Source organism: Bacillus sp. EB106-06-01-XG163 (genome assembly GCF_058791615.1).
Genome location: NZ_JBYTDS010000001.1, coordinates 305,950 through 330,475 on the forward strand (window position 1 = coordinate 305,950; position 24,526 = coordinate 330,475).

The 24,526-nt window shown below is 45.8% G+C and carries 29 protein-coding genes; all 29 read right to left on the reverse strand.

Annotated features, from left to right (window positions below; all coding sequences use genetic code 11):
* Positions 1–2: 2 nt before the first annotated feature.
* Positions 3–1,070, reverse strand: coding sequence for a protein-glutamate methylesterase/protein-glutamine glutaminase (locus tag AC3WTF_RS01080; protein ID WP_020955826.1), 1,068 nt, complete (start codon positions 1,068–1,070; stop codon positions 3–5).
* Entirely contained in the window at positions 1,067–1,960 is an 894-nt protein-coding gene (locus tag AC3WTF_RS01085; RefSeq protein ID WP_020955825.1) for a MinD/ParA family protein, read from the reverse strand. The genes AC3WTF_RS01080 and AC3WTF_RS01085 overlap by 4 nt, the downstream gene beginning before the upstream one ends.
* Positions 1,957–3,048: a flagellar biosynthesis GTPase FlhF gene (gene flhF, locus AC3WTF_RS01090; RefSeq protein ID WP_020955824.1), complete on the reverse strand. Its 1,092-nt coding sequence runs from the start codon at positions 3,046–3,048 to the stop codon at positions 1,957–1,959. Before flhF ends, AC3WTF_RS01085 begins: the two co-directional genes overlap by 4 nt.
* Positions 3,048–5,081, reverse strand: coding sequence for a flagellar biosynthesis protein FlhA (flhA, locus tag AC3WTF_RS01095; protein ID WP_007409788.1), 2,034 nt, complete (start codon positions 5,079–5,081; stop codon positions 3,048–3,050). The genes flhF and flhA overlap by 1 nt, the downstream gene beginning before the upstream one ends.
* Positions 5,082–5,114: 33 nt before the next feature.
* Entirely contained in the window at positions 5,115–6,194 is a 1,080-nt protein-coding gene (gene flhB, locus AC3WTF_RS01100; protein ID WP_041482435.1) for a flagellar biosynthesis protein FlhB, read from the reverse strand.
* Positions 6,194–6,973: a flagellar biosynthetic protein FliR gene (gene fliR / locus AC3WTF_RS01105; protein ID WP_003154233.1), complete on the reverse strand. Its 780-nt coding sequence runs from the start codon at positions 6,971–6,973 to the stop codon at positions 6,194–6,196. The genes flhB and fliR overlap by 1 nt, the downstream gene beginning before the upstream one ends.
* A 6-nt stretch (positions 6,974–6,979) precedes the next feature.
* On the reverse strand, positions 6,980–7,249 hold the full coding sequence (gene fliQ, locus AC3WTF_RS01110; protein WP_003154234.1) for a flagellar biosynthesis protein FliQ: 270 nt from the start codon (positions 7,247–7,249) through the stop codon (positions 6,980–6,982).
* 14 nt (positions 7,250–7,263) lie between these two features.
* Complete coding sequence (fliP, locus tag AC3WTF_RS01115) at positions 7,264–7,929, reverse strand: flagellar type III secretion system pore protein FliP (protein ID WP_007409786.1); 666 nt, start codon at positions 7,927–7,929, stop codon at positions 7,264–7,266.
* Positions 7,922–8,575, reverse strand: a complete 654-nt coding sequence (gene fliZ, locus AC3WTF_RS01120) for a flagella biosynthesis regulatory protein FliZ (protein WP_003154237.1) — start codon at positions 8,573–8,575, stop codon at positions 7,922–7,924. The genes fliP and fliZ overlap by 8 nt, the downstream gene beginning before the upstream one ends.
* A 14-nt stretch (positions 8,576–8,589) precedes the next feature.
* Positions 8,590–8,952 (reverse strand): chemotaxis protein CheY, encoded by a 363-nt coding sequence (gene cheY / locus AC3WTF_RS01125; RefSeq protein ID WP_003154238.1) that lies wholly within the window; start codon positions 8,950–8,952, stop codon positions 8,590–8,592.
* A 26-nt stretch (positions 8,953–8,978) separates the two neighbouring features.
* Entirely contained in the window at positions 8,979–10,115 is a 1,137-nt protein-coding gene (gene fliY / locus AC3WTF_RS01130; RefSeq protein WP_007409785.1) for a flagellar motor switch phosphatase FliY, read from the reverse strand.
* A complete protein-coding gene (gene fliM / locus AC3WTF_RS01135; protein ID WP_003154240.1) occupies positions 10,105–11,103 on the reverse strand; it encodes a flagellar motor switch protein FliM in 999 nt (332 codons plus the stop codon). Before fliM ends, fliY begins: the two co-directional genes overlap by 11 nt.
* A gap of 33 nt (positions 11,104–11,136) precedes the next feature.
* Positions 11,137–11,556, reverse strand: coding sequence for a flagellar basal body-associated protein FliL (gene fliL, locus AC3WTF_RS01140; protein ID WP_007409784.1), 420 nt, complete (start codon positions 11,554–11,556; stop codon positions 11,137–11,139).
* Positions 11,553–11,768, reverse strand: coding sequence for a swarming motility protein SwrD (swrD, locus tag AC3WTF_RS01145; RefSeq protein ID WP_003154243.1), 216 nt, complete (start codon positions 11,766–11,768; stop codon positions 11,553–11,555). Before swrD ends, fliL begins: the two co-directional genes overlap by 4 nt.
* Before the next feature lie 39 nt (positions 11,769–11,807).
* Positions 11,808–12,584, reverse strand: a complete 777-nt coding sequence (gene flgG, locus AC3WTF_RS01150) for a flagellar basal body rod protein FlgG (RefSeq protein ID WP_007409783.1) — start codon at positions 12,582–12,584, stop codon at positions 11,808–11,810.
* Positions 12,585–12,608: 24 nt separating this feature from the next.
* The gene (flgD, locus tag AC3WTF_RS01155; protein ID WP_007409782.1) at positions 12,609–13,049 is read right to left on the reverse strand and encodes a flagellar hook assembly protein FlgD; all 441 of its coding nucleotides are present in this window, start codon (positions 13,047–13,049) and stop codon (positions 12,609–12,611) included.
* Entirely contained in the window at positions 13,050–14,393 is a 1,344-nt protein-coding gene (locus AC3WTF_RS01160) for a flagellar hook-length control protein FliK (RefSeq protein WP_492314159.1), read from the reverse strand.
* Between the two features lie 6 nt (positions 14,394–14,399).
* Positions 14,400–15,014: a MotE family protein gene (locus AC3WTF_RS01165; protein WP_020955820.1), complete on the reverse strand. Its 615-nt coding sequence runs from the start codon at positions 15,012–15,014 to the stop codon at positions 14,400–14,402.
* Positions 15,015–15,025: 11 nt separating this feature from the next.
* Positions 15,026–15,469, reverse strand: a complete 444-nt coding sequence (gene fliJ, locus AC3WTF_RS01170; protein WP_003154253.1) for a flagellar export protein FliJ — start codon at positions 15,467–15,469, stop codon at positions 15,026–15,028.
* A 5-nt stretch (positions 15,470–15,474) separates the two neighbouring features.
* Positions 15,475–16,791, reverse strand: coding sequence for a flagellar protein export ATPase FliI (fliI, locus tag AC3WTF_RS01175; RefSeq protein WP_032871477.1), 1,317 nt, complete (start codon positions 16,789–16,791; stop codon positions 15,475–15,477).
* Complete coding sequence (gene fliH, locus AC3WTF_RS01180) at positions 16,788–17,543, reverse strand: flagellar assembly protein FliH (protein ID WP_047935713.1); 756 nt, start codon at positions 17,541–17,543, stop codon at positions 16,788–16,790. Before fliH ends, fliI begins: the two co-directional genes overlap by 4 nt.
* The gene (fliG, locus tag AC3WTF_RS01185; RefSeq protein WP_003154256.1) at positions 17,536–18,552 is read right to left on the reverse strand and encodes a flagellar motor switch protein FliG; all 1,017 of its coding nucleotides are present in this window, start codon (positions 18,550–18,552) and stop codon (positions 17,536–17,538) included. Before fliG ends, fliH begins: the two co-directional genes overlap by 8 nt.
* Before the next feature lie 12 nt (positions 18,553–18,564).
* Positions 18,565–20,175, reverse strand: coding sequence for a flagellar basal-body MS-ring/collar protein FliF (gene fliF / locus AC3WTF_RS01190; protein ID WP_047935711.1), 1,611 nt, complete (start codon positions 20,173–20,175; stop codon positions 18,565–18,567).
* A gap of 42 nt (positions 20,176–20,217) precedes the next feature.
* The gene (fliE, locus tag AC3WTF_RS01195) at positions 20,218–20,538 is read right to left on the reverse strand and encodes a flagellar hook-basal body complex protein FliE (RefSeq protein WP_007409777.1); all 321 of its coding nucleotides are present in this window, start codon (positions 20,536–20,538) and stop codon (positions 20,218–20,220) included.
* A gap of 10 nt (positions 20,539–20,548) precedes the next feature.
* Entirely contained in the window at positions 20,549–21,001 is a 453-nt protein-coding gene (gene flgC, locus AC3WTF_RS01200) for a flagellar basal body rod protein FlgC (RefSeq protein WP_007409776.1), read from the reverse strand.
* Positions 21,001–21,390 carry a flagellar basal body rod protein FlgB gene (gene flgB / locus AC3WTF_RS01205; protein ID WP_003154260.1) on the reverse strand — a complete coding sequence of 130 codons (390 nt, stop codon included), beginning with the start codon at positions 21,388–21,390 and terminating at the stop codon, positions 21,001–21,003. Before flgB ends, flgC begins: the two co-directional genes overlap by 1 nt.
* A 353-nt stretch (positions 21,391–21,743) precedes the next feature.
* Positions 21,744–22,523 carry a GTP-sensing pleiotropic transcriptional regulator CodY gene (gene codY / locus AC3WTF_RS01210; protein ID WP_003154263.1) on the reverse strand — a complete coding sequence of 260 codons (780 nt, stop codon included), beginning with the start codon at positions 22,521–22,523 and terminating at the stop codon, positions 21,744–21,746.
* Positions 22,524–22,560: 37 nt separating this feature from the next.
* Positions 22,561–23,964, reverse strand: coding sequence for an ATP-dependent protease ATPase subunit HslU (gene hslU / locus AC3WTF_RS01215; protein ID WP_007611413.1), 1,404 nt, complete (start codon positions 23,962–23,964; stop codon positions 22,561–22,563).
* Between the two features lie 16 nt (positions 23,965–23,980).
* Entirely contained in the window at positions 23,981–24,526 is a 546-nt protein-coding gene (gene hslV / locus AC3WTF_RS01220) for an ATP-dependent protease subunit HslV (protein ID WP_003154267.1), read from the reverse strand.

Consider the following 24,526-nt stretch of genomic DNA (forward strand, 5'->3'; position numbering starts at 1 on the left):
ATTCACACCCTCTCTTTTTTCACACATCCGGTGATGGATGCCGCGATATCTTCCACATGTTTAATCTCATGAATGAGGCCCGCCTTTATCGCTGACTTCGGCATTCCGAACACAACACAGGATTCGTCCGATTCCGCAATCGTTTTAACGCCGCCTGTTCTGAGCATTTCTTTTACGCCCTCGGTTCCGTCGCTGCCCATGCCGGTCATAATGACGGCTACCTTTTCGTAATCGGATAAGCGGCTTGCCGACCGAAACAAATAATCGGCCGACGGTTTATGCCGGCTTTCCGTATCATGAACGTCAAGAATGATGCGGAGCCTTCCGCCTTCCTCTGCAACCGTCATATTTTTTCCGCCGGGCGCGATGTACACCCATCCGTCTTTCGCTTCTTCACCGTTTTCCGCTTCTTTGACCTGAATATCTGACAAATGGTTGAGTCTGTCTGCAAGTGAAGCGGTGAAGCCTTCAGGCATGTGCTGAACAACAAATACAGGCGCCTTTAAATCCTTCGGCAGTTTCGGAATCACCTTTTGCAGAGCCCGCGGTCCGCCTGTAGAGGTCGCGATGAATACGGCCTGCTTGGCGGATTTTGCTTTCGGTCTATCAAATCCCGCCAAAGCCGGACGTTCCGGGATAGAAGACTCTTTCACTGCCGCCTCAGGTTTTTGTGCGCGGGACAGCCCGGCTGCAATCACCCTCTCAATCAGCTGCTCTTTAATTTTATAAAGATCAAGTGAAATCGCTCCGGAAGGCTTGGTGATAAAATCAAAAGCGCCCATTTCCAGGCAGTTGATCGTTCGGTCCTTCCCTTGCTGTGTCTGGCTCGATACCATGATTACGGGAAGTTTATATATGCTGATGATCTTCCGCAATGTATCCGTTCCGTTCATGACCGGCATTTCAATATCAAGCGTGACAACATCCGGTTTGAGAAGCTCTATTTTCTTCAGCGCCTCTTCCCCGTTTCTGGCTGTCCCGATGACTTCTATCTGCACTTCCGCAGCCAGAAAATCGGTAATCATCTTTCTCATAAAAGCTGAGTCATCAACGACAAGCACACGAATCACTGTAAAGTCCTCCTCAATAAAAAAGAAGATAATCTCTCAATAAATGCCGGTTTCTCTTCTCTTGGTTTGTTTTCTTCCGTTTGAAACAAGACATCCGTCAGAAGACGGACGGACCTGCTGGCTTTTGCTTGAGGACTTTTTATTAAAAAAGGCACCTGGTCAATGACGGCTTGACTTACTAACGGGTCATCGGGTATGGAGCCGGCGAAACGCACCTCCGCGCCTAAAAACGTGTGAATCGCATGAGAAAGGCGGTTGTACGTGTCCAGCGCCTGTTTTTGGGCGCGGGCGCGATTGACGGCAATGTTTACAGTCAGCCGTTCATCCGCGAGCAAAAGATGTTTGATCGCGCTGTAAGCATCCATAATGGCCGTCGGCTCAGGCGTTGTCACGGCGAGAATGTCTTCCGCCGATAAAATAAACGGCAGCTGTTCTTTTGAAAGTCCCGCTCCCATATCAAACAGAACGTAATCAAAATCGCTTAATACAGCGGAAAGACCATTCATAAAAGCCGACCACTTCTCTCTGTCTGCTTGATAGATCGCCTCAAGCCCCGTTCCTCCGGATATGTAGCGAAGGCCTTTCGGACCGGAGGACAGTGATTGCGCCAACGCGTGCCGATTCTCCATCACATCAATAATGGTGCGGGAAGAAGCAGCGCCGATCAGCACATCAATGTTGCCCATTCCGATGTCAAGATCAATGATGAGTGCTTTTTTTCCTTTTTCCTGCAGGGCAACTGCCATGTTTAATGTTAAATTAGATTTTCCGACGCCGCCTTTACCGCTGATGACGGCTAATGTCTTCGCTTTTTTCTCATAAAGCTCCGGCTTGATCATTTGCCGCTCTCTCATTTTCCTTCTTAATGACTCTGCCTGATCGGGTTTCATGTCAAAAGCATCCTTACAAACTCTTTTGGTGAAGCCGATAGGATGTCTTCAGGCACATCCTGTCCATTTGTCAAATAGGCGGCGCCGATTCTTGATTCCGACAGCACTTGAAACACGGAGCCGAGTGAGGCGGTTTCATCCGTTTTCGTGAAAATGAATTGATTGACCGGCACACCTGAAAACTGTTTCAGCACCTGTTTCATATCTTCATATTTTGCAGATGCGGATAATACGAGAAAGGATTGTAAGCCTGATTCAAACGGAATCATCTCTTGTAATTCCGTAATATACTGCTCTTCTTTAAAGTTTCTACCGGCTGTATCAATGAAAACATGGTCATATTCAGCGAATTTTTCCAGTGCCTTCAGACATTCTTCCTTTGAATAGCATACTTCAAGAGGAGCCTGAAGCAGCTCCGCATATGTCTTCAGCTGCTCGACTGCGGCAATCCGGTAAGTATCCGTCGTCATAAAGGCAATTTTTTTATGCTCTGTCAGCATTGATGAGGCCGCGAGTTTCGCAAGTGTAGTCGTTTTGCCGGCCCCGGTTGAACCGAAAAGCACGACGTATTTTGATTGAATCCCTTCCTGCCACCTGTCTGCCGAAGGGAGTTTTTTCACTAACAAATCCTGCAGTTTTGAGCTGACATTTTCTTCAGTTAAATCTCCGGAAACAATTGAAGAACGGAGCAGTTCACTGAGTACGGCGTTTTGCGTATGATCAGGAAGCCCGGCTTGCTTCAATAGTCTCTCGGCTTTTTTTAATGGTTCAGGGAGCACTTCTTTAAAATGCGCCAGTTCGCCGGAAATACTTTGATCCGGAAGGCGCGGCGGCTGAACAGGCTCAGCTTTCTCCGCCGTTTTCGTCTTTTTCATTTCTTCAGCGGCAGCCGGCGGCGTTTTTCTCGCTTCCCTGACGTCACGATCTAAAACCGCTATCACTTCGACGGCCTGCTGCGACCGCAGCCCCAGCCATTTTCGTTTCTTTACTTGTTTGGAATGTAAAATAACGGCATCATTGCCGAGTTCCTTTTTGATTTGCTTCGCGGCATCCTGCATTGAAGCGGCTGTAAATTTTTTTATTTTCATTAAATATCCACCACTCCAATGCTCTGTACTTCAACATTTGCTTCCAGCTCATTATAAGAAAGAACCGGAAGATCAGGGAAATACCGTTCTAACAGCTGTTTTACATACATTCTGACAGCAGGCGAGCAAAGAAGAATCGCCGACTCCTGGCGGATGGAAAGCTGCTCGGCCTCTTTAGCGACAGAACGGATGATGCTGTCTGAAACCTCAGGGTCGAGTGACAGGTAATTGCCCTGTTCAGTCTGCTGTACCCCGTCTGCAATCGCTTTTTCCACCCGGCCTGAGCATGTGATGACCTTCAGCGTTTCATGCTCTCTCGCATATTGTGCCGTGATTTGTTTGGCAAGCGACTGTCTCGCGTATTCTGTCAAAAGGTCTGAATCTGTCGTTAATCTTCCGTAATCGGCAAGAGTTTCAAAAATGGTCACCAAGTTTCTGATTGAAACTTTTTCTCTCAGCAATTTGGCAAGCACCTTTTGAATATCGCCGACAGAAAGAGGGTTTGGCGTGACTTCCTCAACAAGCACAGGATAATTTTCCTTCAGATGATCGATCAGCTGCTTTGTTTCCTGTCTGCCGACCAGTTCATGGGCATGCTGCTTAATTTTTTCTGTAATATGCGTAGATACGACTGACGCCGGATCAACAACTGTATATCCCAGCATGTCCGCTTCATCTTTTGCAGCTTCACTGATCCATTTTGCGGGAAGTCCGAACGACGGCTCTATCGTTTCAATTCCTTCAATGACGTCATCTTCAGGCGTCGGTGACATCGCTAAGTAATGATCCAGCAGGAGCTCTCCTTTAGCGACTTCATTGCCTTTAATTTTCAATCTGTATTCATTCGGCTGGAGCGCGATGTTATCCCTGATGCGCACAACCGGAATGACAAGTCCCAATTCAAGCGCAAGCTGACGTCTGATCATGACGATGCGGTCAAGAAGATCACCGCCCTGCCCCGCGTCTGCAAGCGGCACGAGTCCGTATCCGAACTCAAATTCAATCGGATCAATATGTAAAAGCTGCACAACGCTTTCCGGGCTTTTCAGTTCATCCGCCTGAGCCTCTTCTTCAAGAATTTCTTCCTCTTCTTCGCTCGGCTTATCCGCTTTGGACAGCATGTAAGCGCCGAATGCAAGCAGACCGGCGATCGGCCCCGTCAGCAGAATGCCGATCGGTGTAAGAAGACCGAGCAAGAGTACAGTTCCCGCGGCTACATACAAGAGCTTCGGATAAGCAAACAGCTGGCCTGTAATATCATGACCGAGGTTTCCTTCAGATGCCGCTCTCGTCACGACAATCCCCGTAGCCGTTGAAATGAGTAAGGCCGGCATTTGAGAAACGATACCGTCACCGACCGTCAGCATTGTAAAGTGAGACGCAGCTTCTTGTATGCTCATCCCCTGCTGCAGCATGCCGATTACGATTCCGAAAATAATATTGATCATCACGATGATGATACCCGCGATGGCATCCCCTTTGACGAATTTGCTCGCACCGTCCATGGCGCCGTAAAAATCCGCTTCCCGGGCGACTTTTTCACGTCTGTGCTTTGCATCCTGCTCCGTAATCATGCCGGCATTTAAATCCGCGTCAATACTCATTTGCTTTCCGGGCATCGCATCGAGCGTAAATCTCGCCGCCACTTCCGATACCCGCTCGGCGCCTTTTGTAATGACGATAAACTGAATAATAATCAAGATAATGAAGACAACAAGCCCTACCAGCACATTTCCGCCGACAACGAAATTCCCGAATGTCTCAACAACCTTTCCCCCTTCTCCGTGAGAAAGAATCGAACGTGTCGTCGACACATTGAGCGAAAGCCGAAACAGCGTCAATAACAGCAGCAATGACGGGAATATCGAGAATTGCAGCGGTTCTTGCATATTCATTGTGGTGAGAAGCACGATCAACGCAAGAGAGATATTAATGATGATCAAAATACTTAACAACCATGGAGGGAATGGAATCACCAGCATTGCCACAATGAGGACAACACTTATTAAAACCGATAAATCTCTTGTTGACATGCTGTTTTTCTCTCCTTTTGAATCTGAAATTCACTATACTTTTTGTTTCGTTTTATATACATAAGCCAAAATTTCCGCAATGACTTTGAAAAACTCTTCCGGCACGGCCTGGTCAATGTCAACCTGATCATATAACGCACGCGCGAGCGGCCTGTTTTCAATCGTCATGACATCGTGTTCTTTGGCGATCTGCCTGATTTTTAATGCGAGATGGTCCACCCCTTTGGCAACAATGTAAGGGGCGTCCATTTTCTTTTCATCATATTTTAAAGCTATCGCATAATGGGTCGGGTTGGTGATGATGACATCCGCTTTCGGCACTTCCTGCATCATCCGCCTCATCGCCATTTCCCGCTGCTTCTGCTTAATTTTGGACTTGATTATCGGATCACCCTCCGATTTTTTGTATTCATCTTTTATATCCTGTTTTGACATTCTGATATTTTTCTCATAATCAAAACGCTGATATAAGTAATCAAGCCCGCCCAGCAGCATTAAAGCTCCTGATCCCGCAAGCCCCATCCAAAGAGTGAGCTTGGAAACGAAAGTGAGCACTTCCGCAGGAGTCAAAAGCGGAAGGCGGAGAATATCGCCATAATGCAGCCAGAGCACCATAAAGGCGGCAAAACCGACCACAGTAATCTTCAAAATGGATTTGACCAGTTCAACAATCGCCCTCATGCTGTAAATCCGCTTAAATCCTTTCAGCGGGCTGAGCTTATTCAAGTCAGGCTTGAGGACTTCCGCAGAAAACAGAAAACCCACCTGCATGTAATTGCTCACGACACCTGCCACAAGCGCGACCAGCATAATCGGCGCGAGGATGAGGCTGATATCTTTCACCGTATCCACGAACAGTTCATGCACGGCAGATGCAGACAGATGTAATGATATCGATTTCGTATAAAACGTTTTAATAAAGGACAGCAGCCTGTCCCGCATATAAGGACCGAGCGCGATCAGCGAAAGAAAGATAATCAGTAAAGAAACGGCTGTATTCACATCCGTACTTTTCGCGACCTGTCCTTTCTTTCTTGTATCCTTCCGTTTTTTCGGCGTGGCTTTCTCCGTTTTTTCACCGGCAAAGAATTGCAGATTCAGTCTGAGCCTCATCATGTCACACCGACCAATGCCAATAGATTCCGCATGGTTTCAACGGTAAGGCTGAAGATGTTGCGGACAACGACAAACATCACCGCCATACAAACGATCAGCATAATAAAGCTCACGGCTATTTTCAGAGGAAGCCCGACAACGAAAACATTCAGCTGCGGCACCGTTCTCGCCACGATACCGAGCGCCAAATCAACTAAAAACAGACTGGCCACAACCGGCGCAGACATTTGAAAAGCGATAATAAACATGGCATTGAAGCTTTTTGCGATAAAAAGTCCAAAGTGATCATTTCCAAACGACGGAAATGCCTGATCAAGCGGGATATACTGAAAGCTGTAATAAATCCCGTCCAATAAAAGATAATGGGCGTTTACGCTGAGCATAAATAACAGCGCCAGCGTATAAACGAATTGTCCGATCAGCGGGCTTTGCGTTCCTGATTGCGGATCAATGACATTGGCGATGGAAAAGCCCATCTGAAAATCAATAAAGGAACCTGCTATCTGAATGGCTGTCATCATCATGAAAGCGATCAGCCCGAGGCTCAAGCCCACAACGGCCTCTTTTATGACAAGCAGCATATACTGTTCCCCTATTTCTATTTCCGGCGCATGTTTCAGCGTGCTGAAGCAGATCACCGAAAGAAAAAAAGCAAAGCCGATTCGGTGAACCGCCGGCAGATTCCGATGTCCGAACACCGGCACCGTTACAAAAAAAGCAGAGATTCTGATAAAGACCAATAAAAAAGCGGGAAATAAATCAATGATGGAATTCATTTGATTCTACCCTGCAAATCGGTTCAGATGAGAAAACAGATCAGTTGTGAACGAAAGAATCGTCGACAGCATCCAAGGACCGAAAAAGATCAGTCCAAGCATCACTGCCACGATTTTCGGAATGAACGCAAGCGTCTGTTCCTGGATTTGAGTTGTCGCTTGAAAGATACTGACGAGCAAACCGACAATCAGCGCGATCGCAAGCAGCGGCCCGCTGATCATTAGTGTTACATATACGGCTTTTTCCGCCATGGAAATTACAAATTCTGAACTCACAATTAGCACCTACCCTAAAAGCTGTCAAGCAAAGATTTCACGATTAAATACCATCCATCGACCAAAACGAAAAGCAATATTTTAAAGGGCAGAGAGATCATAACCGGCGGTAGCATCATCATTCCCATTGACATTAAGACGCTCGCCACGACCATATCGATAATTAAAAACGGAATAAAAATCATAAAGCCCATTTGAAAAGCGGTTTTGAGTTCTGATATCGCATAAGCGGGCACCATCGTCGTCAAAGGAATATCCTGAATCGATTCAGGTTTTTTCATTTTGGCATAGTTCATAAACAGCGCCAGATCCTTCTGCCTTGTATGCTTGCTCATATACTCTTTAATCGGCTTCTCGGCTTTTGTATATGCTTCATCGAGACTGATTTTATTGTCCATCAGCGGCGTTAAGGCTTCCTTATTAATCTCTGAAAAAGTCGGCGCCATAATAAAAAACGTCAAAAACAGCGCAAGGCCGATTAAAACCTGGTTGGGAGGCATGTTCTGCGTCGCCAGTGAGGTTCTTACAAAAGACAGGACGATGACGATTCTCGTAAAGCAGGTCATCAAAATCAGAATCCCCGGCGCTACTGAAAAGACAGTCAAAAGCAGCAGTAATTTAACAGTGGAGCTGACTTCGGTCGGACTGCTAGAATTAAAAAGATTAATAAATTCATTCATGATGATAAGGGCCTTTCTTCTTTCCTTCAGAACGGCTTTGTTTCAGCTCGTTCAGCTGTTCTTTCAGCGCTTTTGAAAACGACGGAAGCATCGTTTGCGGCTTTTTTTCTCCATCCTTACGCGGATTTACGAGCTTGGTCCATTCCACTTTTGAAGACATCGACTCTTCGTATTGGCTCAGAATCGCCTCGCGCTCTTTTTCATCTTCAATTTCTTTTAAAAGCTGTATCGTTTCGCCCACACCGACTACGAGAACGCTGTTTCCCACTTTAATCAGCTGCACGGAACGGTTTTGGCCGACTGACGTTCCGCCGATATTTTCTACATATTGAAATGGCTTCAGCAGACGGTTTCTTCTATTCATCAGTTTGACAAATCCATAGATCAGCAGAATGACGAATAATAACGCCCCAATCATCTTTACAAAATCAAAAGCGGAGACAGAAGATGCAGAAGCATCCCCTATCTCTTGATCAGCCGTTTGTTTCGATGTATCGCTTTTTTTCTCTGTTTTGTTTGTTGATTGTTTGTCAAACCATTCGTTGACGGTGGAATTGTCAGACTCCGCCGCAAAAGCAGGGAACGGATGTACATTGAGTAAAACGAAACAACAAATCAAAGCTAGTAAACCATGACTCTTTTTCAACAGTCGTACACCCTTTAGCTTAATGTTTTATTAATAGCTTCAAGCACGCGGTCCGCTTGGAACGGTTTCACGATAAAGTCTTTTGCGCCGGCTTGAATCGCGTCAATAACCATTGACTGCTGGCCCATAGCCGAACACATGATGATTTTCGCCTGCGGATCGATTTGTTTAATTTCCTTTAAAGCTGTAATCCCGTCCATTTCAGGCATTGTAATATCCATTGTCACAAGGTCGGGGGAATGCTCTTTGAATTTTTCGACTGCCTGCGCTCCGTCTGAAGCTTCAGCTACAACGTCAAAACCGTTCTTCACTAAAATATCCTTGATCATCATTCTCATAAATGCTGCATCGTCTACAATTAAAATTCTGTGTGCCATAATCTGTTTCTCTCCTCTATGTTCGCTTATTTTAAATTGTTAAGGCGGTCTGCCTGACTTAAAATATCAGTGACTCTCACGCCGAAGTTTTCTTCTATGACAACGACCTCGCCCTTTGCCACGATCCGCTGGTTGACCAGAATGTCAACAGGTTCACCAGCCAGCTTGTCAAGCTCAATAATGCTTCCCGCAGAAAGTTCAAGGATTTCTTTGACGCTTCTCTTCGTTCTGCCGAGCTCAACCGTAACGGAAAGCGGAATATCCATCAGCATATCAAGGTTATTCCTTGATCCTTGCGCCGCTTCGTTATGATCAAATGCCTGGAATTCTACCGGAGCGACTTGAACAGGAGCAGCTTTTTTTGCGGTTCCCTGTCTCTTCGGAAGCTCGGGTTTTGCCTGCGGCTCCGGCTGCATGGCAGGTTCCGGCTGCGGCGTTTCGTATGTTTCCTGTGGTTCTGATACGGTTTCTGCGGCCTCTGACTCATGCTGATCTGCAGTCATCAGGTCTGCGATCAGATCTTTCGCAAACGTAATCGGATAAAGCTGCATGATGCTCGAATCGATTAATTCGCCGACTTTCAGACGGAATGACACTTTTACGAGCAGGTCATCCTCAGGTATTCTGTCGGTCCCTTTTTCTTCCGTCACATCCAGAAGTTCAACCCTTGGCGGAGAAATGTCAATCTTTTTACTGAACACGGTCGACATTGACGTAGCAGCCGAGCCCATCATTTGATTCATTGCTTCCTGCACGGCGCTCAGGTGGATTTCACCGAGTGACGGATCGGCGCCCCGGCCGTCCCCGCCGATCATCAAATCCGCGATGATAGCCGCGTCGCTTTGTTCGACGACGAGCAAATTGCTGCCGTCAAAGCCTTCTGTGTAGTTCACTTCAATGGCCACATACGGATGAGGAAATTCATCACTGATTTTGCTTTTTGAAATGACGGTCACACTCGGCGTCGTAATGTCCACTTTTTGATTTAAAAGAGTGGACAGCGCCGTAGCCGAGCTGCCGAACGAAATATTCCCGATTTCTCCGATGGCATCGCGCTCAAGTTCAGACAAGTTCGCCCCTTGAGGCTGTTCTGTATCCTCTGATTGACTGTTTGTGCCGTTAAGAAGAGCATCGATTTCATCTTGAGATAATCTATTGTTCATCTTGTTCACCTCTTATGTCGTGATCTAAAATTTGCACTGCCTGTCTTCGATTCACCCGGCCGGCCTGCCCTAAAAACTTCGGTTTGTTTCCGACCAATACAGTAAGAGGATCAGTCACTGATTTGTCCAGAGTTATACAGTCCCCGACTTCCAAACTTAAAAATTCTTCTATTGTCAGTTCAGAAGCGCCCAAGAGAGCCACAACGGGAATTTGAGCCGTCATGATGCGCTTTTCAAGCAACTTCGTTTCTTCGGGCTTCGCTTCATTCCGGTCTGATTGCATCCAATAATGTACGGAAAGCTTAGGGATAATCGGCTCAAGTACGACATGGGGAATACAAAGATTAATGACACCGCTGATTTCACCTATCTGCGTATTGAGAGAAATGACAACGACTGTTTCATTTGGGGAAACCATCTGTACAAACTGAGGATTCACTTCAAATTCAGTCATTTCAGGGTCAATATCAGCAATCGATTGCCACGCTTCTTTGTAGTTGCCCAGTGCATTTTCAAATAAGTTAGAAATAATATTCGTTTCAATTTCCGTAAGGCTGTCAGCTTTGTTATGAGTGATGCCGATGCCTCCCATGACGCGGTCAAGCATTGCGTATGCGATGGTGGGATTAACCTCCATCATGATTCTGCCTTCCATCGGATGAACATCGAATAAATTTAAAATCGTCATGTTCGGTATGGAACGGATAAATTCTTCATACGGCACCTGGTCAACTGAGCTGACGGATATATGAATATACGTTCTGAGCTTGGCGGAAAAGTGTGTTGTGAGAAGCCTCGCAAAGTTATCATGTATCCGGGTTAAACTGCGTATCTGATCTTTCGAGAATCTGAGAGCCCGTTTAAAATCATATACCTTTACTTTTTTCTCTTTAACTTCCTTTTTCAGCTCTTCCGCATCCGCCTCACCCGTGGAAATGGCGGAAAGCAGTGCGTCTATTTCATTTTGGGAGAGAACTTCTCCTGACATTTTCTTCACCTCCGTATTCTGTCAAATTTGTTTTTATTGCAGATTAAAGGAGGTAATGTACACTTTCTGAACTTTTCCTTCCTGGAGATAGCTGTTTACTTTCTCTTTTAATGATTGTTTAAACGCTTCTCTTCCTTTATCTCCCTCAATCTCTCCGGCGCTTGTGCCGGCTAAAATGGAAATGATGTTGTCTTTCACCTGAAAATCGCGTTTTTCAAGTTCTTCCTTCGCTTTAGCCGAGTCGGTTTCAAGCTTGATGCCGATACGGATGATGCTGTCAGACTTTAAGTTTGTCGTAATATCGTCGACAGACACAGTGGCTGCAACGACTTCGTCAATTGTCGGCTTTTTGTCTTTGCCGGAATGTCCGCTGACGACAAAATATGCTGCCGTTCCGAGGCCGGCGATGACAATTAAAATAATCAGCAAAATGATGACTAATTTTTTCTTCATTCTTCTTCCTCTATTCCCTGATCCAGTGAAAATATTTGTATGCTATGGTAAAACGATATGACTTTTTTGAGAACTGCTTCTTCCGGTTCTTTCACTACGAACTTTTTGCCGTTGGACAGTGTAATCGTCGTGTCGGGGAAGCACTCAATCTGTTCGATAAACAGCGCGTTCAGCGTAAAAGGCTGGCCGTTTAAACGGGTGACTTGAATCATGCAATCCGGAGAAGCGGCCTAACCGCCTCTCCTCCCTCCTTACCGTTTCAGATTAACCAGCTCCTGAAGGATTTCATCTGAAGTCGTAATGATTTTTGAGTTTGATTGGAAACCGCGCTGAGCAACGATCATTTCGGTAAATTCATCTGTCAGATCTACGTTTGACATTTCAAGATAGCCTGCCAAAAGCTTACCCGTTCCGTTTTCGCCCGGAGTGGTGACTGCGCTTGCAGCTCCTGAACTTAATGATTCTCTGTAAAGGTTGCCTCCGATTTTTTCCAGACCGGCGCTGTTAGGGAACGTGACCAGACCGATTTGTCCGGCATCATGAACCTCATCCCCTGCATCAGTGTATGTAACGGTTCCGTCTGCACCGATGCTGTAATCTTTCGCATCAGTCGGAATATTGATTTTGCCGCCGCCGATTTTTTCAAGGTAGTACCCGTCAGTCGTAACAAGGTTCCCTTGATTGTCCTTTCCGAAATTCCCCGCACGTGTGTAAACAATTCCCGCACCTGTATTAATCTGAAAGTAGCCGTCTCCGTCAATGGCTAGGTCGGTTTTATTCTGTGTAGCCTGCGGGGCGCCGGTTGAATGAACAACATCAATGGAAGAAGTCGCGGCACCCAAGCCGATTTGTTTTGAATTGGTCACGTTTGAACCGCCGGCGACTGTCTGGCTGATCATATCTTTAAATGTAACGCGGCTTTTCTTAAATCCCACTGTGTTGACGTTGGCGATGTTATTGCCGATTACATCTAGTTTTGTCTGAAAGTTTTTCATGCCGCTGATACCGGAATATAATGAACGTAACATGTTAAATTCCCCCTGAGTTTCTTATTATTTAGATGTTTCGCTGACGGCCGTGACATTCCACGGACTGACCTCTTTGCCATTTTCAAGCACGAGCACGTAATTGCCGTTTGAATGCTTGACTGAATTGACTGGGCTTGTCTGATCCTTCCCGTCGCTGTCGCTGAATGTAACATTTTTGCCGATCCAGTTCACATACATCGTAAACGGATCTTGATTTTCTACAAATTTAGTCATCGTCGTATTCATATTCATCATTTGCTCCAATGAAGAAAATGTCGCCATCTGGCTGATGAATTCTTTGTCATCAACCGGATTGAGCGGGTCCTGGTTTTGAACCTGTGTCATTAAGATCTTCAGAAATTCGTCTTTCCCTAAATTCGTGCTGCTGTTTACTGCGGAGGTGCTCTTCGCGCTTGAAGTGGTTGAAGCGCCCGCCGCGGCATAATCCGAGTTTACTGATGTCAACTATTCTTCCTCCATTTCATTGAGAGAAAGCTCCTCCAGCATATCTCCGAAATCGCCTGACTGCTGCTGGTTCTTCTGCTCTCTCTGTCCCTGATGCTGCTGTTTATTGTGATCGGCCGTCTGCCCGTAAACAGGCTGCTGATCCCCGCTTTGAAGGGGGACTGTAAAACGGTCGACTTGGACCGCCATATTCGGAAGCGACTGTTTCAGCTGAGGAAGATGCTGTTCCAGCAGCTCTTTCGCGGACTGGCTGGATGCGATTATTTTGCTTTGAAACATCCCGTTTTCGTTTGTCACCTTAATTGTGACAAATCCGAGGTTCTCGGGATTAAGACGAATCGTAAAGCTTCCGGTTGTTTTCCCGAAAGGCGTGTATTTCATCTGTTTCCAGCCGCTGATGACCTGATCCGTTAACGGTTTATTTTCTGTCGGCTGCTGTTCAGCTCCTGCGGACGTTTGCTGAATGCCGGCAAGGCTTCTCGTTCCCGAAAACAGTATAGGTGCAGACAATTTGCTGTCAGGCGCCTTTGCGTGAGTAACCGTGCCGCCGTTTTGCTGTTCTGTTTTCCCGGCTGACTCTTGGGATGATTCAGATGATTGAGATAACACAAAAGCTTTCAGCTCAGTTTCAGCCATATCCCATTCCTTTGTTCCCTTTTGAGAAAGGCCCGCAAGCTGCTCCGCGACGCTTTGAAAGCTCTTCAGCTCAGCGGCTGTCATGGAGTAAAGTTTAGATGCAGATTCGTTTTTCGGAAAAAATGTCTGCCGCAGGTCTTGAATCACGCGGTCTGGGACACCTTGTTTTTTCAATGCCTCTAATAAACGGGCGCCTTCCTGGTAAACCGCCTTTGCCTGCGCGCTGTCCGGCAGTTCCTGCTGAGATGTGAAGAGCTGGGATACGGCTTCTTGAATGAAAAGCAGGCCCTTCTCAAGCGCATCCTTGACGGAATCCCCGTCTTTTGCGGAAGAATCCGGCTCATCCGTTTCAGGCTTCGCCCCATGCTGTTTGCCCGCTAACATGTCTTCAACAGATTCGGCAAGCTGTTTCAATAAAGGAAGAGCTGTTTCAGCCGTCTGCTTTCCTTCAAGAGCTTTTACCGCCTCAAGCAGCTGTTTTAGCTGCAATTCTTTATCTTCCGGGCCGGCTTTCAGCCAATCACCGATTTTCGATAGGGCATCATTCAGCTCTGCGTCACTTGTTTTTGTTTCATCTCCGGGCTGCCGGGGAGAAGTGATTTCCGACAGGAGCCAGTTCTGAAATAGACCTAAGCTGTTTACATTCATCTTCACATTGCTGTTTTGCACAGTCTGCGTACGATTACCCGTTAATTCAAGCAGCTTCAACTTACATCACTCCTTATTTCCGTCAGCGGATAGTTTTTCTGTATATTTAGCCGCTTGTTCAGGAGTCATTTTCGTAAAGATTTCAGCAAGCTGCTTTTTACTTAATCCGTTTAAAATATCGAGGGCTTCTTTTTCTTTCAGCTTTACGATAATGCTTGCCGCTTTACCGCTGTCCATACTTTTATAGATGTTGATCATTTTATCTTTTCCGGCTGAATCCGCAGCGTCTTTTTTCGTTTCATCCGTCTTCGTTTTCTGCTGCTGTTCAGCTTCCTGTTTCAGTGAACGGATTTTCTGATTCAGATTATCGATTTCGGACTTGCTTGTGTCTAAATCTTTATTCAAAATGTTAATTTCACTTTTTTGTTCCTTTATGGTCTTTTCAAGAGAAGCCGTTCTGTCTTCCTTCTGCTTTTCCGCCGCGCTTTTCATTTCTTTCGTTTCGGGAACCAATTCTTTTAAAACAGGCGTTTTAGCGGCTGTTTCCTGAATCGGCTTCATCACATCAACGCCGGCAGCCCAAAGGATGATGCTTGCGACGATGATCAGAAAAATCAGCGGGATCATGATAAAAAGCAGGATTGAACCGAACTTTCCAGATCTCTTTTCTTTATCGGCCATTTCATTCGCTCCTAATGCCCCTGAATCATAAACTGCTTGATTGAAATGTCGTCCATTTCCCTCATCTCTGCAGCTTTGTCTTCAAGTGCGAACATATTAAATTGTTTTTCCCGCATTTTTTCAAATTTCTTTACTTCAATGTTTTTTTCGGTGAGCTGTTCCTGCTTCTCATTCATTTCATTTCGTTTCATGATGACAAGCTTTTGATAATGATAGATGGTGTTCTCAAGATTGGAAACGAATTGCTGATAATGTCTCATTTCCTGAACGCTCATCCCGCATTTCAGCTTTGATTCTTTGTCTTTTTCGAGCAATTCTTTTTTGCTCATATTTTCATATAGTTTTTCAGCCACTGTCTCAAATTCAGAAACCGATTGTCTGTATTCAGTCAATGTTTGGTCTTTTTCATTTTCTTTTAATTCCAGCAGCTTTTGAAATCTGAATTGGTATGCCACGATGTTTATTCCTCTTTTCCTGTCAGACTCGTCAATGCCGCAATGCTGTCTTCCAATTGAGCAGGTTCTTCCGTTCCTTGTTTTAAAAATTGAATAAGCTGCGGATAAAACTGAATCGCTTCATCAATTTCTCTAGATGACCCTCTTTTGTAAGCTCCGATATTAATGAGATCTTCAGAGTTTTGATAAGTTGACAGAAGATCGCGGAATTTGTTGGCCGCCTCTATATGCGCTGTGTCTGAAATATTAGACATGACCCTGCTGATGCTTTTCAGGATGTTCACGGCCGGGAACTGCCCTTTGTTGGCAAGCGCCCGATCGAGAACGATATGCCCGTCTAATATTCCGCGCACCGTATCGGCAATCGGTTCGTTCATGTCATCTCCGTCTACGAGAACCGTATAAAAAGCGGTTACCGTTCCTTGTTCATTCGCGCCCGTTCTTTCCAGCAAACGGGGCAAAATAGCGAACACAGAAGGTGTATATCCTTTTGTTGTCGGAGGTTCTCCCGCTGCCAGGCCGATTTCCCGCTGAGCCATCGCGACCCTCGTGACGGAGTCCATCATGAACATCACATTCCGGCCTTTATCGCGGAAGTACTCCGCAATGGCGGTGGCCGTATACGCCGCTTTCAAACGCATTAAGGCAGGCTGATCAGAGGTCGCGACTACGACTATCGAGCGTTTCAGGCCTTCTTCGCCTAAATCCTTCTCGATGAATTCACGCACCTCGCGCCCCCGTTCACCGACGAGTGCAATAATGTTTAAATCAGCTTCAGTCTGCTTCGCGATCATTCCCATCAGGGTGCTTTTTCCGACTCCGCTTCCGGCAAAAATCCCGATTCTCTGCCCTTTTCCTACCGTCAGCAGACTGTCAATCGATCTGACGCCGACACCCATCTTTTCCCGTATCGGCGGGCGTTTCATCGGGTTTGGCGGCGGCTGTTCCGTCGAAACGGGGGACAAACCTTTCGGAAGCGCCCGGCCGTCAAGAGGCTCGCCGAACGCGTCGACAACTTGTCCGATTAAACCCGCGCCTACTTTGATGCGGAGCGACTCGCCAGTGGCCTCCACAATGCTGCCCGGCGCGATGCTGGCCGCTTCCAGATAAGGCATTAACAGAATGTTTTCATCTTGGAAGCCTACAACCTCAGCTTTAATCGCTTTTCTCGCATGGCCTTTCGGATAAATGAGACAAACATCTCCGATTGAGCTTTCGGGCCCTTTTGATTCAATCATCAGCCCGATGACCCGTTTAACCTTGCCGTAGCGTTTGTACGGATCCGCTGTTTCAATTGAGTCTATTAAATACTGTGTCTTCATTGCTCCGCTCCCGCCTCAAGCGCCGTTAAAAGTTTTTGCTTTAATTGCATCAGCTGGGTGTCTATGCCTGCATCAACACGTCCGAACGGAGTTTCTATCGAGCACGTTCCCTTTGCGGCTTTTTCATCGGCATATAAGCTTATTCTGCATTCTTTGTATAACAGCTGCTGAATTTCGTCCATATGCTGATGAACCGTCTCATAATATTCAGGGTCCACATAGATGGAGATGTCATCATAATCTTTTACTTCGGCTACTACCTGTTTGACCAGCAGAAGGAAAGCCTCTTTATCATCACTTTTTTGCCGCCATACTTTTTTAGCGAGCGCAACGGAAAGCTCAATAATCTCTTCCTCAGCGCTTTCCAGTTTTTCCTCGACTGACTGTCTCGCCATTTCCATAACGGCATTGGCCCGGCTGATGAGATTGGCGTATTCAGCTTGAGCCTCGGCTTTTCCCAATGCCATGCCTTCTTCATATCCTTCTGCCTTTGCTTCTTCTATCAATCTTTGTTTTTCTTCCGCCCAGCGGTTTTTCTCTTCTTCAATCTGCAGAAGAGTGTGCTCTAATTGATTTTTCGCTTCTTCAGACACCCTGTCGGCTTCGGCCTTGGCAAAGGCCATGAGAGCCTCCGGATTTTCGGGTTCCTCCCGGTCTGGATGGGAATGTGATTTCCTGACTTCCTGCAAGGAAAGCTTGCGCCGTTTTTGTTCAGGAGAAAATGGTGATTGCTGTTTAATGATATTAGACAATAATATCGTCTCCTCCGCCTCGCGCGATTACAATTTCTCCGGCTTCTTCCAGCTTGCGGACGACGCCCACGATTCTTGATTGCGCCTCTTCTACATCACGCAAACGCACAGGCCCCATAATTTCCATTTCCTCTTTAAACGTTTCAACCATACGCTGTGACATATTGCTGAAGACGATCTCTTTGACTTCCTCGCTCGCAACCTTCAATGAAAGCAGGAGGTCGTCGTTTTCAACATCTCTGATCACGCGCTGAATCGCACGGTTATCAAGGGTGACAATATCTTCAAAGACAAACATCCGTTTTTTGATTTCATCCGCCAATTCAGGATCTTGGATTTCCAATGAATCAAGGATCGTTTTTTCCGTTCCTCTGTCTACGCCGTTTAACACTTCAACAACGGCTTCTATGCCGCCGGTCTGCGTATAATCCTGCGTAAAGGAGGAGGACAGCTTTTGTTCAAGGACCCGCTCCACTTCATTTATGATTTCAGGAGACGTTCTGTCCATAACCGCAATCCTTCTTGCCACCTCAGCCTGAACGTCCGGGTTCAGCTCAGACAAAATCTGTCCGGCCTGCACCGGGTCAAGGTAGGATAAAATCAGCGCCATCGTTTGCGGATGTTCCTGCTGAATGAAATTTAAAATCTGTTCGGGCTCCGCTTTTCTCGCGAAATCAAACGGCTTTACCTGCAAAGAAGAGGTGAGCCTGTTTAAAATGCTTACCGCTTTGTCTTCTCCGAGCGCTTTTTCAAGCACTTGGCGGGCGTAATTTAAACCGCCTTGTGAAATATAGTCCTGAGCGATTGCGATATTATGAAATTCTTCAATGATTTCATCTTTTCTTTGATGATCGACGCTTCTGACCCCCGAAATCTCGAGTGTCAATCTTTCAATTTCTTCTTCAGACAAATGCTTGTACACAGAAGCTGATACATCAAGGCCTAAGGAAATCATGAGGATGGCTGCTTTTTGTTTTCCTGTAAGCTTGTTCTGATCACGTTTCGCCATTTTCCACTCCCCCTAATCCTCGTCCAGCCAGCTTCGAAGCAATTTAGCAAAGTCTTCCGGTTTTTCTTTAGCCATTTTTTCAAGCTGTTTTCGTCTGACTGTTTCTTCCGTTTCAATTTTCTCTTCGTTGATATCAGGCAATCGAACCGGCTCGGGCGGTGTTTCATATTCATATTCTTCGTATTCATCCTCTTGTGAGCGTTTCTTTCTGATGAGGAGAATAATAAGCAGAATAATGGCCGCAAGTAGTACGCCGCCTGTAATGTATACCCAGATCGGAAGACCTGAAGATTGTGCCGAATCTGTGTTCAGGCTTGTTTTTCCTTCAAACGGCTGAACGGATACAACGATTTTATTGTTGATATCATTGTCTGTCAGGTTTTGATTTTGCGTTTCGTTTTTATCAAGAGACGTTCTGACGACCGTTCCTAAAATCTTCTGTATATCAGCCTGTCTCTGTGCTGATAAGGAAGCGGCATTTTTCGGATTAGGCGGCTCCACCATGACCTGAATGCCTAAATCACGCACTTTATACGGGCTTTCAGCGATTTCTTTATGAATGCGGTTGACTTCATAGTTGATTTTATTGCTGCTTTTTTCGTAGTCCCCGCTGTTTGAACCGCCGTTTGTCTCGGCATAGTTCGCGGTGTCATTGCTTCCCGTTCCGGCCGTGCCGCCGTTGGCCGCGCCGTCGCCTTTATACGTTTCCGCAACTTTTTCGGCGCTTACCGCTATGCCTTCCATGTTATCTTTATCGACAGGTTCGACAGTGTCTTCAGTGCGTTTTTCCTTCGTGAAGTCAACATCCGCCGTCACGGAAACAACGACCTTATCCTGCCCCATCATTGTGCCGAGCAGTGACTGAACATGTTTTTGAATGTCCTTTTCGACCTGCGACTTAATACCTTGCTGAGAAGCATAACTGTCAGAAACGGACCCTGCACCGCTGTCACTTTTGTCATAATATGTAGAATTTTGATCCATTATGACGATATTATCTTCTTTTAAGTTCGGAACACTTTTAGAAACGAGATGGTACAGCCCGTTGATCTGGTTTTGATCAACCGAGTAGCCCGGTTTCATCTGCAAAACGATTGAAGCGGACGCTGCCGGCTGATCTTCACCGATGAACACGGCTTCTTTCGGCATGTTGATCATGACCTTCGAGCTTTTAATACCGTCCATTTCATTTATCAGGTTTGACAATTCGGTCTGAGTCGCCTCAACCTTTAAAACGTCAAACTCATTATCCGTCAGGCCGAAGCCCGCATTTTGTCCGAAAAACGAATAATCAATTGATCCCGTTTTCGGCAGGCCTTCCGCGGCAAGCTGGACTTTAAGCGAATCCACTTGGCTCTCAGGAACCTTAATGACCGTGCCGCCGTCAGCAAGTTCAGAAGACACCTTTTTCGTATCGAGCTCTTCTTTAATCTTCCCCGCTTCTTCCGCGGACAAATCTTTATAAAGAGGCACCATCTTTTCAGACGAAGTAAAAATAATAACGACGATGAGTAAAATAATGAATGCGGCCAAGCCGCTTACCATGAGTATCTTCTGTGTTTTTGATCTGTTGTTCCAAAACGCTGCCGTTTTGGTTTTCATTTGCATTAGAGTACGATTCATGTTAACCCCCGGTCATTCCAGTCATTCTCTTCAATCTGACCACTACATCTGCATTCTCATGATTTCCTGATAGGCTTCCACGGCTTTATTGCGGAATTCGGTAGCGGCCGTCAGAGAAATATTTGCTTTTTGGGCAGCGATCATGACCTCGTCAAGGTTTACATCCTTTCCTGCAGCCAGTTCGTTCGTTATTTGGTCAGATTTCACTTGTGACTCATTTAACGAATCAATAGAGTTTTTTAAAAGCTCCGAAAAGCTTGTTTGGTTTGAAGAATCAGTTTTTTGAGTTTGGTTTAATTGATTCGTTACGTTTTGAGTATTTTGGGTTTGTTGAAGCTGAAAAGGAGTAATAGCGTTAACCACTTACATCACCTTACTTTCCGATTTCTAACGCCTTCAAAAGCATGCCTTTGGAGGCGTTTAATGCAGTTACGTTTGCTTCGTATGATCTCGAGCTGCTGACAAGATCCACCATTTCCTTTAATGGATCTACATTTGGTTTTTGTACATATCCGTCTTTATTCGCATCAGGATTCTCCGGATCATAAACGAGATTAAAAGCGGACGGGTCTTCCGTAACACCAGATACCTTTACGCCACTTCCCGCGCTTCCTGTTCCGTTCATCTTGGAATGTAAAAGGGACGAAAATGATTCGCCTCCGGATTGGAGAGATACCAGCTTTCTTCTGTAAGGCACCCATTCGCCATTTACCTGCTTCGCTCTCGTTGTATCCATATTGGCCAGGTTGGACGATACGACGTCCATCCGGACACGCTGTGCAGTTAAAGCGGAACCCGAAATATTTAAGCTTTGAAAGCCACTCATTATTTTCCTCCTGTCAAGACGGTTTTCAGAGAATTGAATTTGCCGCTCATTCTTTCAACCAAAGCCTGATAATTAATTTGGTTTTCGGCTAAATCTGTCATTTCTTTGTCGATATCGACATTGTTTCCGTTTTGCTGGTACGATGTATCACTGCTGGACACGATAGAATAATCGTCCCCCGAACCCGTAAAGTCAACGTGCCGATAGTCGGTTTTTACAGCCTCAAGATTGGATGTTTCCTGATCTAACAAATTTCGGAAAGAGACTTTTTTTGCCTTATAGTTCGGTGTATCTATATTGGCGATATTATTAGTTAAGACTTTTTGCTTAATGTCCGCTCTCCCCAAGGCATTCTCAAGATTTTGTATAGTTCCAGAAAATAAGTCCAAATCCACTTACCTCCATTTCAGATATTTTTCTCCTAAAAATCCTTGTCGAGAATTGTAAAACCATATGCTTATTGTAAGAAATAACAGGCTTAAAGTCTATGAAGTTAGGCTAAAAAAAAGTGCTCAATTATATCTATTTTGCATGTAGGTATTAAGTCCTAGAATATTTGTACTACAAGGATTTGTTTAATATAAGACTGAAAATAGCAGAATTTCTGTTTCTTCCTCCTTTTTTCACACAGCAAGATGGATTATCTCAGATCAGATTCCAATAAGCAACTTTAAACTGCAACTTTTCACCTATTGTCCATAAAAAAAGCAGAACCCCCATTTTTAGGGATCCTGCTTTTGTCTTAATGAGATTTAAGGTTTTCCAATTCAATAAGGAATTTGTTGTTCAGAACTTTAATGTACGTCCCCTTCATTCCCAGTGATCTGGATTCAATGACGCCTGCGCTTTCCAGCTTTCTCAGCGCGTTAACGATTACTGAACGCGTAATGCCGACACGGTCCGCAATCTTACTTGCCACAAGCAAGCCTTCGTTTCCGTCAAGCTCTTCAAAGATATGCTCAATCGCTTCAAGTTCACTGTAAGACAGAGAACTGATCGCCATTTGAACAACCGCTTTGCTTCGCGCCTCTTCTTCGATTTCTTCCGCTTTTTCTCTTAAAATCTCCATTCCTACAACGGTTGCTCCGTATTCAGCAAGAATGAGATCATCATCTTCAAATTGATCCTGCAGACGGGACAGAATGAGCGTGCCCAGTCTCTCTCCTCCGCCGATGATCGGCACGATCGTTGTTAAGCCCGCTTGGAACAGGTCTCTGTTTTCTACAGGAAACGCCGTGTATTCGCTGTTGATATCAAGGTTTGAAGACGTCTCCGGAACATTGAACAGATTTCTCGTGTACTCTTCCGGGAACTGGCGGTCTTCAAGCATTTTTTTCATGCGGTCATTTTCAATCTGCTGATTAATAGAGTAGCCCAAAAGCTTTCCTCTGCGGCTGACGACGAAAATATTAGAATCAATGACGTCACGAAGCGTTTCAGCCATTTCTTTAAAGTTTACGGGTTTGCCTGCCGCAGCCTGCAGCATGCTGTTAATAATTCGTGTTTTTTGTAGTAAAGCCATGATAAATAATCCTCCTAGAATTCCTCTTATTAAATTTTCACAATATAAATTGACTTAGATCTTTGTTGTTTGCAATCGTTCCGAGCTTTTCTTCAACGTATTGCGGCGTGATGGCGACTTTTTCCATCGTCACGTCCGGCGCTTCAAACGACAGGTCTTCCAAGAGACGTTCCAATATCGTGTGAAGCCTTCTCGCTCCGATGTTGTCCGTATCCTGATTCACATGATAAGCCACTTCGGCGATCTTACGAATAGCTTCGTCAGAAAATTCAAGAGATATACCTTCTGTCTGCAATAAAGCCTGATATTGTTTTAACAGCGCGTTATCGGGTTCGACGAGAATTTTCACAAAATCATCTACCGTCAGCTTGCTCAATTCTACACGAATCGGAAAGCGGCCCTGCAGCTCCGGAATCAGGTCAGACGGTTTGGCCATATGGAATGCCCCGGCTGCGATAAACAGCACGTGATCTGTTTTGACGGAGCCGTATTTCGTGACGACGGTAGATCCTTCGACAATCGGAAGGATATCTCTTTGAACGCCTTCTCTCGATACATCTGCTGAGGAAGAAGCCCCTCCGTTTTTTGCGATTTTATCTATTTCGTCAATAAAGATAATGCCGCCCTCTTCAGCTCTTAACACGGCCTCTTGGCCGACTTCATCCATATCGATTAATTTGCCTGCCTCTTCATTGGTCAGAACCTTCCTTGCTTCTCTGACCGTCATTTTGCGGCGTTTTTTCTTTTTTGGCACCAGATTGCTCAGCGCATCCTGCATATTCATGCCCATCTGCTCCATCCCGGAGCCTTGCAGCATGTCAAACATCGACGGCTGCTGCTCTTCCACCTCTACGGAGACGTAATGGTCTTCGAGCTCTCCCAATGCGAGCTGATGCGCCATGCGCTTTCTTTTCTCTTCAAGGCTTGCTTCTTCCTGCTGGTCGGCTTCATCATCATTTGCCGCCTGGCTTCCTCCGAAAAGCATTTCAAACGGATTTTTCACACCCGCTTGTTTTTTCTTTCCCGGAACGAGAAGCCGCACTATACGTTTGTTTGCATTTTCTTCAGCCTGTTCTTTCACTTCGCTGATTTTTTCTTCTTTAATGAGCCGCACGGATGTCTCAACGAGGTCTCTGACCATTGATTCGACATCTCTGCCTACATAGCCGACTTCTGTAAATTTTGTCGCTTCAATTTTTATAAATGGCGCACCGGTAAGCTTGGCGATCCGTCTGGCGATCTCTGTTTTCCCCACCCCGGTCGGGCCCATCATCAGGATGTTTTTGGGGACGATCTCGTCTCTCAGTTTTTCATCAAGAAGACTTCTGCGATAGCGGTTTCTTAATGCCACGGCGACAGCTTTTTTCGCATCCTGCTGTCCTACAATGTATTGATCCAACCGATCTACGATTTGTCTCGGTGTTAACGGTTTGTTTTCCATGCGCCTCAAGTCCTTTCTATTCAAGTTCTTCCAAAATGATCTGATCGTTTGTGTACACACAAATCTCGCCCGCGATTTTCAAAGCGGCTTTTGCAATATCTTTGGCGGACAGATTCTCTCCGGCATAGGTTTTCAGCGCTCTTCCTGCTGACAGGGCGTAGTTTCCGCCGGAGCCGATTGCCAAAATGCCGTCATCCGGCTCAATCACTTCACCTGTTCCCGATACGAGAAGCAAGGTATCCTGGTTCATGACAATCAGCATGGCTTCCAGCTTGCGCAGCACTTTATCGCTGCGCCATTCTTTCGCAAGCTCAACCGACGCACGTTTTAAATTGCCGTTGTATTCTTCAAGCTTCGCCTCAAACATTTCAAAAAGTGTGAAAGCGTCTGCAACAGATCCCGCAAATCCGGCCAGAACCTTTCCGTTAAACAGCTTTCTCACTTTTCTCGCGGTATGTTTCATGACTACAGCCTGACCGAATGTGACCTGGCCGTCTCCTGACATAGCGCTTTTCCCGTTATGCTGGACGGCAAAAATCGTTGTCGCATGAAAAGATGACAT

Excerpts from the sequence above, each read along its gene's own strand:
- AC3WTF_RS01085 (WP_020955825.1), bottom strand. The coding sequence starts at position 1,960 with ATGAAACCCGATCAGGCAGAGTCATTAAGAAGGAAAATGAGAGAGCGG.
- flhF (WP_020955824.1), bottom strand. The coding sequence starts at position 3,048 with ATGAAAATAAAAAAATTTACAGCCGCTTCAATGCAGGATGCCGCGAAG.
- flhA (WP_007409788.1), bottom strand. The coding sequence starts at position 5,081 with ATGTCAACAAGAGATTTATCGGTTTTAATAAGTGTTGTCCTCATTGTG.
- flhB (WP_041482435.1), bottom strand. The coding sequence starts at position 6,194 with ATGAGGCTCAGACTGAATCTGCAATTCTTTGCCGGTGAAAAAACGGAG.
- fliR (WP_003154233.1), bottom strand. The coding sequence starts at position 6,973 with ATGAATTCCATCATTGATTTATTTCCCGCTTTTTTATTGGTCTTTATC.
- fliP (WP_007409786.1), bottom strand. The coding sequence starts at position 7,929 with ATGAATGAATTTATTAATCTTTTTAATTCTAGCAGTCCGACCGAAGTC.
- cheY (WP_003154238.1), bottom strand. The coding sequence starts at position 8,952 with ATGGCACACAGAATTTTAATTGTAGACGATGCAGCATTTATGAGAATG.
- fliY (WP_007409785.1), bottom strand. The coding sequence starts at position 10,115 with ATGAACAATAGATTATCTCAAGATGAAATCGATGCTCTTCTTAACGGC.
- fliM (WP_003154240.1), bottom strand. The coding sequence starts at position 11,103 with ATGTCAGGAGAAGTTCTCTCCCAAAATGAAATAGACGCACTGCTTTCC.
- fliL (WP_007409784.1), bottom strand. The coding sequence starts at position 11,556 with ATGAAGAAAAAATTAGTCATCATTTTGCTGATTATTTTAATTGTCATC.
- swrD (WP_003154243.1), bottom strand. The coding sequence starts at position 11,768 with ATGATTCAAGTCACCCGTTTAAACGGCCAGCCTTTTACGCTGAACGCG.
- flgG (WP_007409783.1), bottom strand. The coding sequence starts at position 12,584 with ATGTTACGTTCATTATATTCCGGTATCAGCGGCATGAAAAACTTTCAG.
- AC3WTF_RS01165 (WP_020955820.1), bottom strand. The coding sequence starts at position 15,014 with ATGGCCGATAAAGAAAAGAGATCTGGAAAGTTCGGTTCAATCCTGCTT.
- fliI (WP_032871477.1), bottom strand. The coding sequence starts at position 16,791 with ATGAAGACACAGTATTTAATAGACTCAATTGAAACAGCGGATCCGTAC.
- fliG (WP_003154256.1), bottom strand. The coding sequence starts at position 18,552 with ATGGCGAAACGTGATCAGAACAAGCTTACAGGAAAACAAAAAGCAGCC.
- fliF (WP_047935711.1), bottom strand. The coding sequence starts at position 20,175 with ATGAATCGTACTCTAATGCAAATGAAAACCAAAACGGCAGCGTTTTGG.
- flgC (WP_007409776.1), bottom strand. The coding sequence starts at position 21,001 with ATGAGTGGCTTTCAAAGCTTAAATATTTCGGGTTCCGCTTTAACTGCA.
- codY (WP_003154263.1), bottom strand. The coding sequence starts at position 22,523 with ATGGCTTTACTACAAAAAACACGAATTATTAACAGCATGCTGCAGGCT.
- hslU (WP_007611413.1), bottom strand. The coding sequence starts at position 23,964 with ATGGAAAACAAACCGTTAACACCGAGACAAATCGTAGATCGGTTGGAT.
- hslV (WP_003154267.1), bottom strand. The coding sequence starts at position 24,526 with ATGTCATCTTTTCATGCGACAACGATTTTTGCCGTCCAGCATAACGGG.